This window comes from Pandoraea fibrosis, assembly GCF_000807775.2.
Classification (GTDB): domain Bacteria; phylum Pseudomonadota; class Gammaproteobacteria; order Burkholderiales; family Burkholderiaceae; genus Pandoraea; species Pandoraea fibrosis.
On the sequence record NZ_CP047385.1, the window covers coordinates 2171850 to 2187364 of the forward strand.

Annotated in this window: 12 protein-coding genes and 1 pseudogene; 1 reads left to right on the top strand and 12 read right to left on the bottom strand. The window is 64.6% G+C overall.

The window, feature by feature from the left end; genetic code table 11:
- Positions 1–128: 128 nt before the first annotated feature.
- The 11 genes and pseudogenes from PI93_RS25065 to PI93_RS09775 form a co-directional block, all read right to left on the bottom strand.
- Positions 129–1261: pseudogene (locus PI93_RS25065) on the bottom strand (CMD domain-containing protein).
- Entirely contained in the window at positions 1258–2616 is a 1359-nt protein-coding gene (locus PI93_RS09730) for an acyl-CoA thioester hydrolase/BAAT C-terminal domain-containing protein (RefSeq protein ID WP_039372790.1), read from the bottom strand. The pseudogene PI93_RS25065 and the gene PI93_RS09730 overlap by 4 nt, the downstream one beginning before the upstream one ends.
- A gap of 16 nt (positions 2617–2632) precedes the next feature.
- Positions 2633–4201 carry an ABC transporter substrate-binding protein gene (locus PI93_RS09735; protein WP_039372787.1) on the bottom strand — a complete coding sequence of 523 codons (1569 nt, stop codon included), beginning with the start codon at positions 4199–4201 and terminating at the stop codon, positions 2633–2635.
- A gap of 80 nt (positions 4202–4281) precedes the next feature.
- Entirely contained in the window at positions 4282–5352 is a 1071-nt protein-coding gene (locus tag PI93_RS09740) for an ABC transporter ATP-binding protein (RefSeq protein ID WP_080759305.1), read from the bottom strand.
- Positions 5349–6356, bottom strand: coding sequence for an ABC transporter ATP-binding protein (locus PI93_RS09745; RefSeq protein WP_039372785.1), 1008 nt, complete (start codon positions 6354–6356; stop codon positions 5349–5351). The genes PI93_RS09740 and PI93_RS09745 overlap by 4 nt, the downstream gene beginning before the upstream one ends.
- Positions 6353–7297, bottom strand: a complete 945-nt coding sequence (locus PI93_RS09750) for an ABC transporter permease (protein ID WP_052240830.1) — start codon at positions 7295–7297, stop codon at positions 6353–6355. Before PI93_RS09750 ends, PI93_RS09745 begins: the two co-directional genes overlap by 4 nt.
- Positions 7297–8271, bottom strand: a complete 975-nt coding sequence (locus PI93_RS09755) for an ABC transporter permease (RefSeq protein WP_039372782.1) — start codon at positions 8269–8271, stop codon at positions 7297–7299. The genes PI93_RS09750 and PI93_RS09755 overlap by 1 nt, the downstream gene beginning before the upstream one ends.
- The gene (locus tag PI93_RS09760; RefSeq protein ID WP_039372778.1) at positions 8268–9767 is read right to left on the bottom strand and encodes a flavin-containing monooxygenase; all 1500 of its coding nucleotides are present in this window, start codon (positions 9765–9767) and stop codon (positions 8268–8270) included. Before PI93_RS09760 ends, PI93_RS09755 begins: the two co-directional genes overlap by 4 nt.
- Positions 9764–10744 carry a LysR family transcriptional regulator gene (locus PI93_RS09765; RefSeq protein WP_039372776.1) on the bottom strand — a complete coding sequence of 327 codons (981 nt, stop codon included), beginning with the start codon at positions 10742–10744 and terminating at the stop codon, positions 9764–9766. Before PI93_RS09765 ends, PI93_RS09760 begins: the two co-directional genes overlap by 4 nt.
- A gap of 360 nt (positions 10745–11104) precedes the next feature.
- The gene (locus PI93_RS09770; protein ID WP_052240829.1) at positions 11105–12793 is read right to left on the bottom strand and encodes an exonuclease domain-containing protein; all 1689 of its coding nucleotides are present in this window, start codon (positions 12791–12793) and stop codon (positions 11105–11107) included.
- 39 nt (positions 12794–12832) lie between these two features.
- Positions 12833–13360 carry a DUF2471 family protein gene (locus tag PI93_RS09775; RefSeq protein ID WP_039372775.1) on the bottom strand — a complete coding sequence of 176 codons (528 nt, stop codon included), beginning with the start codon at positions 13358–13360 and terminating at the stop codon, positions 12833–12835.
- A gap of 144 nt (positions 13361–13504) precedes the next feature.
- Here PI93_RS09775 and PI93_RS09780 point away from each other — a divergent pair, with 144 nt between their 5' ends.
- Positions 13505–14224, top strand: a complete 720-nt coding sequence (locus tag PI93_RS09780; RefSeq protein ID WP_039372772.1) for a glutathione S-transferase family protein — start codon at positions 13505–13507, stop codon at positions 14222–14224.
- A gap of 61 nt (positions 14225–14285) precedes the next feature.
- On the opposite strand, the gene PI93_RS09785 is transcribed toward PI93_RS09780, so the two are convergent.
- Positions 14286–15464, bottom strand: a complete 1179-nt coding sequence (locus PI93_RS09785) for a GGDEF domain-containing protein (protein WP_039372892.1) — start codon at positions 15462–15464, stop codon at positions 14286–14288.
- Positions 15465–15515 lie beyond the last annotated feature (51 nt).

Here is a 15515-nt window from a genome sequence, read left to right on the forward strand (position 1 = left end):
GTAAAAGGCTTCAGCCTATACCACTTGTTCAATAAAAAAGCGCTGCCCGGAAGAACAGCGCTTTAGCGCACAACCTTATTGGAACTGACGAAACGCGCCAACGTCTCGCCGCGATCGAGGTTCCAGCCTCAGACAGCAGGCACCGTTTCCGGGAACACCGGCTCACCGAGGTTAAGCATCAGTCGGTTCGCCCACGCAAAGATCGCGATGGAGTGAATCAAATCCAGAATTTCGGCGTCCGTGAGACCCACATCGCGAAGCGCCTGTAACTGCTCCGGACGCACATCACCCGGCTTTTCCGTCAAGGCGATCGAGAACTGAGAGATGGCCTTTTCGCGATCCGTCGTACCGGCGGTGCGCGGCTCGTCGAAGACTTCCCGGATCACATCGTTGCGCTTTGCCAGTTGCTCGAAGCGCTGCGCATGCACCGACGCGCAATACACACAGCCATTGATTCGCGAGACGACCGTCGTCGACAACTCGCGCTCGGCGCGCGGCATACCGCCAGGCGCATACATGATGGCGTTGAACGCTGCCGAGCGTTGGCGAAGAATTTCGGGTTGATGCACGAGGAAAAGATAGTAATCCGACGTCTTGGCCTTCGGATGGCTCTCTTCCAGTACTGCAACCTGTTCCGGCGTCGCCTTGTCGAGTTCCACGACGTCGAGCCATGCATCCCAGTCGAGCGACTCGTTAGTAAACCCATGCGAACGGATGATGTCGCTCATGCTGTCGTCTCCTGCGGTGCAAGTTGTTTGAGGGCTTGCAGACCCGCGACCAGACGCGTCTGATACGACAGGAATGCGATCAGTTGGGCGAGCGCGACCACCGCAGGCGTCGTCAGCCCAGCCGCCGGCAGCTTTTGCAAAGCCGCCTTGTCCCCTTCCACCGGATTCTCGATGAGCGTGCGGGTGAACGTCAGGATCGCGCGCAGGCGCTCGTCTGCCACCTCTTCCGGCTGCCCGGTTTCGACGGCGCTCAGTTGCGCAGCGTCGACCGTATGCCTGGCCAATTCGGCGCGATAGTGAGCCGCCAGCGAAGGCGAGGGCGTCAGACGGCTCGCGTACAGCGCCACGAGCAGACGCTCCACCAACGAAATCCCTTCGAGCGCCGGATCGAACAGCCCTTCATAGCTACCCTGCGTTGCCACAGCAACCTTGTCGCGTGCATGACGCAACGTGTGGGTCGCCGTGCCGGGTGTCAGACCGGCGACGCGATCGACGAGATCGTTTGCGATGTCGTATTGAGTATTGACGGTCATGATTGTCCTTGTGATTGGGCGCGCTCGGCCACCGCCTGCGCGAGGAATGCCTGTACTGCGCTCCAGGAACGCTCGTCCGCAAGTGCGTTCGCCGACGGCTCGCCGCCCCCGGTGCTGATCTTCCCGGAGACCGGATGTGCATAAACGAGCTGCGTCGTCGGAACATACGGGAACACGATGGCGTGTCCTGCATTGTCGAAATCGAGATGCTCGACCGGGTACGGATGGGCGCGTGCAGCGAGCCGCTCCGTCACCATCCGTGAATAGCGGCTTGACGGCCACGAACCGTCATCCTCAGCGGAAAGCAGCATGACCGGACCGCGAATCTTTTCCACCGGAATGCGAGCGCGTTCCACCGCGTCGGGATCGTCCAGTGCGGTCAGCATCGCCTTGGCATGCCGATGCGGCGGCGGGCCTTCGTCGAACGGTGCCCACGACGCCGTCCGGTTGTTTTCCCAGATGTGCGGCAAGGGCTTGCCTTCGAGCAGCCACGTCGGGCCCTCGCGTCCGATTGCCGGATCGCAGGCGTTCTGTGCGCTGTGAATCAACGCGCTCGGCACATATCCGATGACGGCCGACACGGCGTCCGGGAACGTGGCGCCGAGCAGCAGCACCAACTCGCCGCCACGCGATTGTCCCGAGAGCGCCACGAAGTCATGCGCGGGCTTCACCGTGCGGCGCAGCCAGTCCATGCCCTTCGCGAAGTACTCGAGAGGGGTATTGGAAATGTAGTCGGGCAGTCCCGGTCCCTTGAAGTAACCGAGCGCAAACGCGGCATAACCGTGCGATGCATACAGCGCAGCGCGCGGCTCGTTGATGCCACCGCCAGAACCATTGAGAATCATCACGGCCGGGTGCGGACCGTCGCCGGGCGGCAGGTAGAGCGTGCCGACGAGTCCGTCTTCGCGCACCTCTCGTCGCGTCACGCCATCGGCGGCAAGTCGCTGCGTGAAAGATACGGAAGAGGATACGGAAGACGGCACCGCGACGTTGTCCGCTTCGTGCCCTGCCGAATGCCTTGCCTGAGCGACGACCGTCGTCACGAGCGGCGCGATGACGGGCTGCGGAAACACGTCGCGGCTCTTGCCGTCTTCCGGCACCTGCGACCAGATGAGGCCCATTGCCGAGACGCCTCGATAGCTGCCGCTGACCGGCGCGTCGCGCGAGGCATCGACAACGCCGTCGGCGTCGGCCACGAAGGTCGCCTCGGCATGCCAGACCACGCCACCCGCCCGCGCGGTGCGGGCGGTGAGCGTCACGTGTGCGCCGGGCGCCGCGCCGCGCACCACAAGGTGGCGCGGCACGTCGATCAGCGCGTCGGCAGGGGGTGCCGTGAGAATGAGCGATGACGTCATAACGCGGCGGGCCGGCTTACTTGGCTGCCTTGGTCACTTGCATCGCAACGGTGCGATCGCTCGTGAACGGCGTGACCTTCAGACCTTTGCGGGCGGCCCAGATGTTCTGGTAGTGGTACAGCGGGATCGTGCCGACGTCGTCCGTCTCGATCTTGACCGACTGACGCAGGATCGCTTCGCGCTTGCCTTCGTCGAACTCGGCGGTCGACGCGTCGAGTGCCTTGTCGATCGCCGGGTTGCTGTAGTGACCCCAGTTCGAAGCGCCGAGGCCCTTCTTGGTATCGACCGTTGCCAGCACATTCACCAGCGCGTAGCTGGCTTCACCCGTACCGTTACCCCAGGCAAGCATGGTCATGGCGTATTCGTTCTTGTTCGCGCGACCCGAGTACACGGCCCAAGGCACCACTTCCACCTGCGTCTTCACACCGATGCGCGTCCAGAATTGCGCCACCGCCTGTGCGGTCTCCGGACCCTGCGGATAGCGGTCGTTCGGCACATGCATCGTCAGCTTGAAGCCGTCGGGGAAGCCGGCTTCGGCGAGCAGTTTTTTAGCTTGCGCGGCATCGAACGGAATGTCCTTCACGTCGGGGTTATAGCCGAACGTGTCCTTCGGCATCCACTGGTTCGCCACGCTGGCCGTGCCCTGCATGATGCGCGTGACGACAGCCTCGCGGTTGATGGCGAGCGAGAGCGCACGGCGAACGCGCACGTCGAGCAGCGGATTCTTCGCGAGCGGCTTGCCGGCGTTATCGGTGATGTACTGATTCGAGCCTTCACGGAAGGTCGGTTGCAGCAGCATCACGCGCAGACCCGGATACGGAAACACCGTCACGTTCGGCGCTTTCTTCAGACGCGGAATGTCCGAGGCCGAGACCTTGTCGATCACGTCCACGTCGCCTGCCAGCAGCGCAGCCGTGCGAGCGGCACCGTTGTTGATGTAGCGGTAATCGACCTTTTCCCACTCCGACTTGCCTGCCCAGTAGTTGTCGTTACGCACCATTTCCACGCGGTCGCCCGGTGTGTAGGAGACGTACTTGAACGGGCCCGTGCCGACCATGGCGCGTCCGGCGTTGTAGTCGTCGGTGTTCGACTTCTCGCCCACGTGTTTGCTCACGATATGCACCGAGGCAAGGTTGAGCGGCAGATCCGGATTCGGAATCTTGGTCTTGACGACGAGTGTGAGCGGGTCCGGCGCGCTCATCGTGTCGATGGTGCGCAGATAGCCTGCGAACGTGGCCACGCTGCCCGGCACGTTACGCGCGCGTTGATACGAGTAGATGACGTCGGCGGCGGTGAACGGCTGGCCGTCATGCCACTTCACGTTCGGGCGCAGCTTGAACTCCCAGGTCTTGGCGTCGAGGGCTTTCCACGACACGGCCAGACCCGGTTGCAGCTTGTTCCACTTGTTCTCGACGAGCAGATCCCAGAAGTGCAGGTCGACCGAGCGGTCGCCCGCGTGGTTGTTCAGTTGGGGGTCGAGCGACGAGAGCGGGTCGGCAAAGGCGATGCGCAGCGTCTGGGCAGAAGCGGCCGCGCTCGTCACGAGCAGTGCAGCAGCCAGCGAGGACAACAAGAAGCGTTTCATTATCGGCAATCCTGGTCGTTGATGATGAAGAGAAGAGACAGACGCCGTCGTGAGCATCGAGAGCGGCGCCTGCGGGCCTGTCAGGTGTCGTTCAGATGACACGCACTCACATGATTGATGGCCACGCCACGAAGCGTCGGCACCTCCGTGCGGCAACGCGGCATGGCGTGCGGACATCGCGGATGGAAGTGACAGCCACTGGGCGGGGCAATCGGGCTCGGAATTTCGCCGCGAATGGCGGAGAACGTCTTGTGCCGCACGTCGATGCGCGGAATCTCGGCGAGCAGCGCCTGCGTGTACGGATGATTCGGGCGACGGAACACTTCCTCGACCGGCGCGCTTTCCACGATGCGGCCGAGATACATGATCACCACGCGATCGGACAAATGCTCGACCACGCCAAGGTCATGGCTGATGAACACATACGTCAGACGCAGTTGTTCGCGCAGATCCATGAACAGATTGAGAATTTGCGCCTGAATCGACACGTCGAGCGCCGCGACCGCCTCGTCGCACACGAGCAGATCGGGCGAGACGGCCAGCGCCCGTGCGATGCCGATGCGCTGACGCTGACCGCCGCTGAACTGGTGCGGGTAGCGATGGCGCAGCGCCGGATCCAGTCCGGCACGCTGCAATTGTGCGCTCACGTAGTCGTCGAAGCCTGCACGATCGGTCAGGCCATGCACGAGCGCGCCTTCGCCAACGATGCGGTCGACCCGCAGGCGTGGATTGAGGCTCGCATACGGGTCCTGAAAGATCATCTGGATCTTCAGACGCGCATCGCGCTGTTCCTGCGCGGAAAGCGATTCGGCCGGGCGACCGTGAATCTGCACCTCGCCCGAGGTCGGCTTGAGCAACCCGGCGAGCATGCGCCCGAGCGTGGATTTGCCGCAGCCCGACTCGCCCACAAGACCCACGACCTCGCCCGGTTTGACGACGAGATCCACGTTATCGACGGCCCGCACCACGGCAGGCGGATGCGCCAGTCCGGCGCGTTCGAGCAGTCGCCCGGCGGGACCGACGTGACGCTCGCCAAAGCGCTTGCTCACACCGCGCAACGCCACGATGGGTACGGGCAGCGTGGCGCTCGGGATGTTCGATTTGCCGTAGCCGGTGCTGACAGGCTGACTTTGCGGCAGCGGCGTGTTCATACCATCTCCTTTTGCAACGCAGCGCCCGGGTGGAAGCAGCGCACGAGGCGGCCCGGCGATACCTGCGTCATCTCGGGGCGCACGGCGCAGGCGGCGCTCGCGTAGGCGCATCGTGAAGCGAATGCGCATCCGGCCGGCATGGCGAGCAGATTCGGCGTCATGCCGGGAATCTGGCGCAGACGCTGGCCGCGTTTGTTCAGACTGGGCAGGCTGCCGATGAGGCCCGACGTGTACGGGTGTTGCGGTGCGTCGAGCACAGCGTCGACCGCCCCTTGTTCGACGATGCGTCCCGCGTACATCACCGCGAGCGTATCGGCCAGCCCCGCCACGACCGACAGGTCGTGCGTAATCCAGATGAGTGCCGTGCCGTGCTGACGCGCCAGCTTCTGTACTTCCGAGAGGATCTGCGCTTGTATCGTGACGTCGAGCGCTGTGGTCGGCTCGTCGGCAATGATCAGATCGGGCCGGTGCAGCATGGCGATGGCAATCGCCACGCGTTGGCGCATGCCACCGGAGAGCTGATGCGGATAGGCGCGAAGACGCTCGTCGGGGCTCGGAATCCCCATCATGCCGAGTGTGTCGCGTGCGAGTTCGCGCGCCTGCGCCTTCGACACGCGCTGATGCGCACGCACGGCCTCGATCATCTGCACGTCGACGCGCAACACCGGGTTGAGCGTCATCATCGGGTCCTGAAAAATCATCGCGATGCGATTGCCTTGCAGGTGACGCAATTCGGCCGCCGACATCTTCGTGAGATCGCGTCCTTGAAACAACACTTCACCGCCGACGATCCGGCCCGGCGCGTCGACCAGTCCCATGATCGAGAAGCCGGTCACCGACTTGCCCGACCCCGACTCGCCGACGAGGCCCATGATGTGGCCCGGCGGCAGCGAGAAGGAAACGTCGTCCACCGCCGGCAACGTGCCGGCGCGGGTGATGAACTGCGTGCGCAGATGGCGCACTTCCAATGTGAGGGGAGACGTGGGGGACACTGCGCCGCTCATTTCTGCAACCTTGGATTGAACACATCGCGCAGGCGGTCGCCCACGAGATTGATGGCGACGACCGTGACGAGCAGCGCGAGGCCCGGATACAGACTGATCCAGTATTCGCCGGAGAGCATCGTCTGATAACCGTTGGCGATGAGCAGGCCGAGCGACGGCTCCGTTACCGGTACCCCCAGCCCAAGAAACGACAGGGTGGCTTCGAGCGTGATGGCGCGAGCGACTTGCAGCGAGCCCACGACGATCAGCGGCGGCAGGCAGTTCGGCAGAATATGACCGAGCACGATGCGCCAGTTCGGAATGGCCTGGCAGCGGGCGGCTTCCACATACTCGCGCCGCGATTCGACCAGCGCCTGCCCGCGGGCGGTGCGCGCGAAATAGGCCCATTCGAGTACCACGAGCGTAAGCACCACGTTGCCGATACCTTTGCCCACGTAAGCGAGGATCATCAGCGCCACGAGAATCGACGGGAACGACAGCAACAGGTCGACCAGACGCATGATCGCGGCGTCGACGCGTCCGCCTGCGTAGGCGGCGACCAGCCCGAGAATCGTGCCGAGAATGCCGGCGATGAGCGCGGAACCCACCCCAACGCCCAGACTGATTCGCAATCCATAGATGATGCCGGACAGCAGATCGCGGCCCTGCCCATCGGTGCCGAGCCAGTACGTATACGTGGCGGCGCCGTTGGCTGTCGCGGGCGGCAAACGCGCATCCATCACGTCGAGCTGCATCAGGTCATACGGATTCTGCGGCGTGATCCATGGCGCAGAAAGGGCGGCAACGATCAGCACCACGAATACGACGAGGCCGAGCACGGCGCTCTTCGAGCGGGCGAACTCGCGCATGCCTTGCTGCCAGGGCGATTCGCGGCGCACGGGCACCGGCTCGGGCGCGAGCGCCGTGGCGGGCGTGCCGTTAGGAGAGAGGTTGGACGACATCAGGCAGCGGCCTCCACGCGCACACGCGGATCGAGCCATTTATAGAGCACGTCCACGATCAGATTGAGCGATACGAACAGGCACACCACGACGATGAGATACGCCACGATCACCGGGCGGTCGAGCGAGTTGATGCTGTCGAGAATGAGCTTGCCGGCGCCGGGCCACGAGAACACGCTCTCCGTTACCACGGCGAACGCAATGGTTGAACCGAACTCGAGGCCGAGCACCGTCACGAGCGGAATCAGCGTGTTGCGCAGCACATGCACGAGCACGACACGTAACGGCGAGAGCCCCTTGGCGCGGGCAAACTTCACGTAGTCCTGCGGCAGCACTTCGGAGACACCGGCACGCGTGAGACGCAATACCAGCGAGATCTTGAACAACGCCAGATTGAGCGCGGGCAGAATCAGGTGGCGCAGGCCGTCGATCGTCAGAAACGACCATTCCACGCCGAATACGCGCACCGTCTCGCCCCGGCCGCTCGCGGGCAGCACGCCCAGATGCACCGAGAAGAACATGATGAGCATGAGCCCGACCCAGAACGTCGGCAGTGAGAAGCCGACGATGCTGCCGGTCATCAGGAGTTTCGAGATCGGATTGCGCGGGTACAGGCCGGCGAAGAGACCGAGCGGAATGCCGATGAACACCGCGAGGATGAGGGCGGCGAAAGCCAGCTCCAGCGTGGCGGGCAGGCGCTGCAAAATCAGTTGGATCGCCGGCACGTTGTAGACGAAGCTGTTGCCCAGCTCGCCGTGCAGCGCGCCACCGAGGAACGACAGGTACTGGCGCCACAACGGCTGGTCGAGGCCGAGTTGCGCAATGATGCGTGCGCGGTCGACCTGATCGACGTCCTGACCGATCAGGATGTCGACGGGATTGCCGATCGCATGCAGGCCGACGAACACAATCAGTGTCATCAGCCAGACGACGAAAACCGCTTGCAGCGCGCGGCGCAGAATCCAGGCGGTCATGCGATGCGCTCCTCGCCCTTCGTGGCGGTGGCGGTCTCACCGTTCAGCGCGGGCGGCGGCGGTGCAGGCGTCCACTCGTCACCGTAGACTTCCGGCTCGGCGTAAGCCTCCATGTTCGCGTAATGGTGCGCAACGTCTTCACGATAGAAGGTGCCCGCGAGCGCTTGTGCCAGACGCTTCGCACCTTCGCTCACGGCCGGGATATCGCCCGAGACGGCGCCGTGCGAGAGCGTGGCCGGCGCGCAGAAGCAATGGATGCGCTCAAGCCCCGGGCAAGCGCCGGGTGTCTTCTCGAGGAATTCGAAGGCCGGGCCAAGGTCGGGCGAGTCGGACAGTTCGACGTCCTCGTCCCCGGCGGCCGGGGTATAGCGGTCGCTCCACTTGCGCACGAATTTCGAGAATGTGGCGAATTCCGGACGCCCTTCGATATCGATGCGAAAGCCCGTCGCGAAGACGAGAAAGTCGAGCACGAAGGTGCCCTTCGCGGTGCGCACATGCAGAACGTCGCCGACCGGCGTGACGTCGAGGATCGGTGCGCCGAGATTGAAGCGCGCATTGTCGTGACGCGAGACACGCAGCGTGCTGCCGCGCGGCGGCGGAACCTGCTGCACGTTGACGTAGTGACGGATGCGCCACTTCCATTCGTCCGGCAGATGGATGTGGCCGTGCGTGAGGCCCGGGTTGCCCGCGCCCTTACCCTTGTTGACGCGCGGGATATCGGCGCGGCGAATGAGCAGGTCGACGCTGGCGGCACCGGCTTCGAGTGCGGTGGCGGCGCTGTCCATGGCGGAGGCCCCGGCACCGATCACGCCGACGCGCTTGCCGCGCAGCGTTGCATAGTCCATGGCATCCGACGAATGCGCCCAGAAGCGGCGTGGCAACTCGCGCGCAAACGCGGGTACGGTCGGGCCGCCGAGACCGTCGCGGCCGGTGGCGAGCACCACATGGCGCGCGTAGACGGTAGACGTGCCATCGGGCGAGGTGAGCGACAGTGCCACGAGACCGTCGGCACCGAGCGGCGTCACGGCGGTGATGCGGTGGTCGTTGCGCACGTCGATGGCGAGCACCTCGCGATACCAGCGCAGGTAGTCCATCCATTGCAGACGCGGGATCTTGTCGAGGGCATCCCACGCTTCGAGACCGAACTGGGCTTCGAACCACGCGCGGAACGTGAGCGCGGGAAGGCCGAGCGCCGGGCCGGTGAGTTGCTTGGGCGAGCGCAGGGTTTCCATGCGCGCGGTGGTGGCCCACGGGCCTTCGTAGCCGCGCGGCGATTGATCGAAGATCACGGCGCCCACGCCGAGATGCGTGAGCGACGCGGCAGCGGCCAGCCCGGCCATGCCGCCGCCGATGATGGCGACGTCGAGCACGGGCTGACCGTTGTGCGTGCGCTCGGGCACCCAGGGCTTGGCGGGTAATTCGAGCCAGGCGAGGTCCTGACGCAGGCGCGCTTCGAGCGCGGGCAGGCCGGTGGCGAGTGTCGGGGACTGGGTCATGACGACAGGGCTTCCTTGGGAGCGGGCAAGTCGCCGTAGAGCGACTGCAAGACTTGGGCGTGTTCGGTGGCGGCGCGCTGCACGAAGTCGGGCAGCAGATCGCGCGCGGCGTCGGCCAGCGCGCTGACAAAAGCGAGTGCGGCAGGCGATGGCTCGCGCGCGTCGCGGGTGATCACGCCGAAGAAGAACGGAATGTCGGCATCGATCGGGCGCACGGCAACGTCGGCGAGCGGCAATCCGTAAGCGGTGACCGGTTCGAGCACGGCGACACCGAGCCCCGCGCGAACCGCCGTCATCGCATTGATCGAGGCGTTGGTCTCGATGAGACCGGCTGGCGCAACGCCGGCCTGCGAGAACGCCTGATCGAGACGGCGGCGCAGCCGGTACGGGTTCTGCATGGTGATGATGCGACGGCCCACGCATGCCGCGAGCGGCAGCCGGTCGTGACTGGCCAGCGGATCGTCACTGCGCACGGCGGCCACGCAAGCCGATTCGCCGATCCAGTGCACAACGATGCCGCGATGTTCCAGCGGCAGACTGGTGACGCCGATATCGGCGGCACCGGTGAGCACCGCATGCACGACCTGTTCGGGCGACGTACTGCGCATCTGGATCTGCACGGTGTCACGGGCGAGACCCGGCAACGCGAGCGCTGCGGGCACCAGGCCGGCGGCCAGTGCCGACGTGGCGGCAATATGCAATGGACGTGTCTGGCCACGCGCGATTTCGTCGGCGCGTGCACGGATCTGCTGCAAGCCGGCGAGCACATGCTCGACGTCTTCGAAAAGCAGGAAACCCTGCTCGGTCGGGGTGACGCGCGGGCCACTGCGGGCGAACAGGGCGTAGCCGATTTCGGCTTCCAGCTCCTGAATCATCCGCGTGATGGCGGGCTGCGAGCGTCCGAGCAGACGCCCGGCAGCAGTGATGCTGCCGGTCGACATGACCGCCGCGAAGGCTTCGAGTTGGCGTAATTCCATCTGGCTCTGTGTGGGGACGGGGGGCTGACGCGTACCCCACGCGCCGGTACCCCGGTCAGCGACGACGCCGAAGTCGCCGATATTGCAATGCCGTTTTGTATTCGGATTGCGTATTCTTCGGCCTTTAGCATGCGTCTTGCAAATACTTAATATTTATATGCTCATTCCGAGGCGTGCAAAGGAGGGTTTTGCCTAGGTGGACGCCGGGGGAGAAATAAATGGGGGACGTGGCGAAGCCGCCGCGTTGTGCATGCGGGACGCGATGTCGGCGACGCCAGGGGCGTCTGGCCGGAGGGGAAGGGCGGTGATGGGGGGCGTTGCGAGCGAAAGGATCGGACTGACATCCGATCCTTCCTGGATTCAATGGGCGTCGAACGGCAGACGAATTTGCGCCGGATCTTCGGGACGCGGTTGTCGGCGACGCAACAACGCTACGGCGCGCTTCTTGGGGACCTCCCCGGGAGGTTCGACCGGACTCAGACGAAACGCCGGACGGCTGAGCGGCAGCACGACCAACGGGGAGAGAGGGCGGCGCGGCGGCGCTGGCGCTTCATCCGACGGTAGTGCCACGGCGGCGTCGGGCAGGCCCGGCTCGCTGGCCTGTCGGGACGCGGCAAGGCGCCGACCCAGCAGACGATAGATATCGGGATCGAAGCCCGTCACGGCAGGCATGCTGTCGACCAGGCGGTTCAACGCCTCGCGCGACGTCACGCTGCCAAGGTATTGCCAGCGGTCGATAACGTGGTACTCCACGTCATCGGCACGCGCGCCGGTGCCGTGTTCCTCAATGGCGATCGGACCGTCGTAGGGCCATGTGTCGAGTTGGAGTGTCGTGAGTGCTTCGCGAACCCGCTCGGTGTGCGCTGCCAGTGGCGCGTCGCCTACGCACACACCGTCGCATCGTTTGACCTGATAGCCGAAACACGGCCGTCCGGCAGCGGTTTTCTCCAGCCCGAGTTGCGCACAACACAGACGATGTTCGTCCGCGAGTGCCCGAAGTGCATTCTCCGCGCTGGCGCGCGAGGAGAAGGTGCCGTACAACGCCTCGGCGCTGGCGAAGTCGACGGTCTTCGCACTGACGAGCTGTGGCGTGTCGCTATCGGCTGCGAGTTGCCAACTATAGAGATTCGACGCCCGTCGCAGTTGGCGGTTATGCACCGGCTGCAACTGCTTGACCAACTGCGACTCCAGCAACAACGCCCCCAGTTCACCCGTCGTTCGACGGGCCTCCACGCGGCGGATCTCCTGCGAGATACGCAGATCCTTCGCGACCTGGTGATCGCTGGAAAAATGCGAGCGCACACGTGACCGGATATCGACACTCTTGCCGACGTAGAGCAGTGTGTCGCCCTCGCCGTAGAAGAGGTAAACGCCGGGGCTGTCGGGCAGCGCGTCGATGGCTTCGTCCGGCAACTGTGGTGGCTGGCTGGAGCGTTTGGTGACGCGTTGCACGGCTTGCTCGATCAGATCGGGCGCGTAGATCGTGTGGATCTTCTGCCAGAACTGCCAGAGCAGATCGGCGTCGGCGAGCGCACGGTGACGGCCTAGCGGGGCGAGGCCGAAACGCGCAATCAGTGCGTCCAGACCGTGGCGCGCTGCCGTAGGAAACAGCAGGCGCGAGAGCCGCACGGTGCAAAGTACGTCAGCCTGAAAGCGGATGCCGGCGCGCCGGAATTCGTTCTTGAGGAAGCCGTAGTCGAAGCGCGCATTGTGGGCGACGAACAGCTTGCCGTGCAGGCGTTCCGCCAACCCTTGGGCCAGCGTCTCGAACGAGGGCTGGCCACGCACCATCTCGTTGGTGATCCCGGTCAACTGCTGGATGAACGGCGGAATGGGTTCGGCGGGATCGAGCAGGGTGCTCCATTGTTCGATACCGTGCGGGCCGACTTCGACTACCCCGATTTCCGTAATGCGGTCATCGAGGGCGTTCCCGCCGGTCGTTTCCAGGTCGACGAAGACCATCGGCGCGGGCAGGGCGCGGGCGAGCGCATCCGGGTCCATGACCGCAATGGGTTGCGCGTTGGCGTCCTCGACAGCGAATTCGGGCACTTCGTGAACCTCGTTGACCTTGGGTTTTTCGGGCGGCTTTCAGGCCGTACACGCCGGCCCATTCGACCCGGGACGACGCGCGGCGATGGGCAACGCCGAGGGATCGGCCACGAACGACGAGGCGTCGTCACTATGCGGGTCGTCACCGTTGCGGATGGCGTCGACAGCGGCGACGATGGCGCGAAATACCGCGGGTGCCGCAGCGTCCGGCCAGTGCAAATCGACGGGGGCGTCGAGCGGTGGCAGTTCGCCGTTGCGGCGCAAGGCTTCGTCGCCCGGCAGGCGCAGCAGACGCGCCAATACCCACGGCTCATGACGCGCGTGCAGCCCGATATCGGCCTCGGCCTCGTCGGCGATGGCCACGAGCGTGCGCCAGTCCAGCGTTGGCGCAGGCGCAGCGTCATCCGGTTCACCCGCTTCATCCGATGCGTTTGCGACATGCGGCGACACCGCCTCCGTCATGCCCAGGCGTTGTTGCGCATAACGCGCAGCGATCTCGCGCACGATACCGGCAAGGTCGCGTTCGGCGGCGCTCAGCGCCAGTTGATCCCAGTCGATGGTTTCCATAAGACATTCCTCGATTGGGGGATATTCTACTGTATAAAATCACAGTGCGCGAGTGACGTGACCGCCTCGATCGGCCGGGGTCGCCGCCGACGTCGCCGCATGTAATACTCAGCGCCATTCCCATTGCGCAGGAGCCTGCTCCCGATGTTGACCCTGTACACCTTCGGCCCGGCATTCGGGCTTCCGGATGCCAGCCCGTTCGTCGTCAAAGCGGAAATGCTGCTCAAGCTCGCGGGATTGCCATATCAGACGAATCGTGGCGGTTTTCGGCGCGCCCCCAAGGGCAAGCTGCCCTATATCGACGATGACGGCGAGATCGTGGCGGACTCGACATTGATCCGGCTGCATATCGAACGCAAATATGGCTTCGACTTCGACGCGGGCCTGACCCCCGAACAACGTGGGGCGGCCTGGATGTTCGAGAAGGCGCTGGAGGATCACTTCTATTGGCATGTGGTGCAGGCGCGCTGGTGTGACGCGGAGAACTTCGCCAAAGGCCCGGCTTCGTTCTTCAAGGCCATTCCCTGGCCGGTGCGTCCGGTCGCGCAGGCCGTTATCCGTCGCAAGATCCGGGGCACCTTACACGGGCAGGGGACGGGCCGCTTCACACCGCAGGAGCAAGCGCAATTGCTCAGGCGTGGCGCGCAGGCGGCGGCCCAACTGCTGGGCGACAAGCCGTACTTTTTCGGACAGTCGCCATGCGGTGCCGACGCCACGGCCTTCGGATTCATCGCGAGCGCGATGTCGCCGCATTTCCGCATGACGCTGCGTGACGAGATCGAGAATCATCCAAATCTGACGGCGTATGTAGCGCGCCTGCGCCGTGAGTTCTTCGTGGATGCGAGCGACGGCTCGCACGCCTGAGCCGGAACGGCACAGGCAGACGGGCGACGTGAGTGACGTCGGCGAGGTGGAGTGCGCTGACTCAGCCCGCCTCGGACGCGGTCTCGTCGCTCGATAGCACGTCGGACAGCACGAGGTTACGTCCCGAAATCTTCGCGGCGTACAGCGCGCGGTCGGCGCGCATGCATAGCGCCTCGAGGCTTTCGTGTTCGTGCCACGTCGCGACGCCGCCGCTGAGCGTGTAATGACACACGCCGAATGGTCCGGCGACCAGATGACGACTCGCCTGTGCACGCAGCCGCTCGGCAATACGGATGGCGCCCGGCGTATCCGTGCCGGGCAGCAACACCGCGAATTCCTCTCCGCCCAATCGCCCGAACGCGTCGCCCTCTCGCAGGCCGTCGCGCACGAGCTTCACGAATTCGCGCAGCACCGTGTCGCCGCCGGCATGGCCGTGCGTGTCGTTGATTTGTTTGAAGTGGTCGAGATCGATGATCACGATCGACAGTGGCCAGCCGCGCGCGAGCGCGCGTGCCATTTCCTGACGGGCGAGCAGGTCGAAGTGTTTGCGTGACAGCGCGCCGGTCAGGTAGTCGCGATTGGCCGCCTCTTCGGCGGTCGCGAGCATGGCGTCGTGGATCATCATGACCGCGCCCATCGTCATGGCGGGCATGACAATCGTGCCGATCGTCAGCATCGCGGCGTTGAATGCCGTCGGGGCAAACAATTCCGGACCGGGCGCCGGCGTCAGGCCGAAGACCATGCCGCGCACCGCGTGCCCGATAGCGAACACTGCGGCAAGGCTTGCCGTGAGCCAATAGTGATAGGGATGACGGCGCGGCGGGATGTGCCGTGCAATGAGCAAGGCTATGGCCAGCAGCATCGTGGCGTGATAGGCAGAGACCACGACCACGCGCACTTGTGGATTGTCCGTGCCGTAGAACCAGACCAGCATCGCCGCGGCAAGCACGCCCAGCGATGCACCCATCACCCGCCAGTGCGTCGGCTGCCCCAGAAAGCGAGCGCAGCCGGCGTAGTAAAACAGCAAGCCGCTGGCGAGCGCGATATTGGCAATGGGTATGGACAGGAAGTCGGGCACGACGCCGCGCAGGGCGAACAGCGGCAGGGCGATGAGGACAGCGACATTGGCGATGCACCATTCGCGCACGCCCGCCACGCGAGAGCGCAGGAGAGAGCCCACGATCAGCAACATCATGAAGCTGAGCAATGAGGTGATCGCGAGCAGGGACGTCGTCAACATGGCGATGACCAACGGGGGGAAACGGATACGTGTTGTGCATTGTAATGTACG

Coding starts and splice junctions, on each gene's coding strand:
- PI93_RS09775 (WP_039372775.1), bottom strand. CDS start 13,360: ATGGAAACCATCGACTGGGATCAACTGGCGCTGAGCGCCGCCGAACGC.
- PI93_RS09745 (WP_039372785.1), bottom strand. CDS start 6,356: ATGAGCGGCGCAGTGTCCCCCACGTCTCCCCTCACATTGGAAGTGCGC.
- PI93_RS09750 (WP_052240830.1), bottom strand. CDS start 7,297: ATGTCGTCCAACCTCTCTCCTAACGGCACGCCCGCCACGGCGCTCGCG.
- PI93_RS09730 (WP_039372790.1), bottom strand. CDS start 2,616: ATGACGTCATCGCTCATTCTCACGGCACCCCCTGCCGACGCGCTGATC.
- PI93_RS09740 (WP_080759305.1), bottom strand. CDS start 5,352: ATGAACACGCCGCTGCCGCAAAGTCAGCCTGTCAGCACCGGCTACGGC.
- PI93_RS09765 (WP_039372776.1), bottom strand. CDS start 10,744: ATGGAATTACGCCAACTCGAAGCCTTCGCGGCGGTCATGTCGACCGGC.
- PI93_RS09780 (WP_039372772.1), top strand. CDS start 13,505: ATGTTGACCCTGTACACCTTCGGCCCGGCATTCGGGCTTCCGGATGCC.
- PI93_RS09785 (WP_039372892.1), bottom strand. CDS start 15,464: ATGTTGACGACGTCCCTGCTCGCGATCACCTCATTGCTCAGCTTCATG.
- PI93_RS09755 (WP_039372782.1), bottom strand. CDS start 8,271: ATGACCGCCTGGATTCTGCGCCGCGCGCTGCAAGCGGTTTTCGTCGTC.
- PI93_RS09760 (WP_039372778.1), bottom strand. CDS start 9,767: ATGACCCAGTCCCCGACACTCGCCACCGGCCTGCCCGCGCTCGAAGCG.
- PI93_RS09735 (WP_039372787.1), bottom strand. CDS start 4,201: ATGAAACGCTTCTTGTTGTCCTCGCTGGCTGCTGCACTGCTCGTGACG.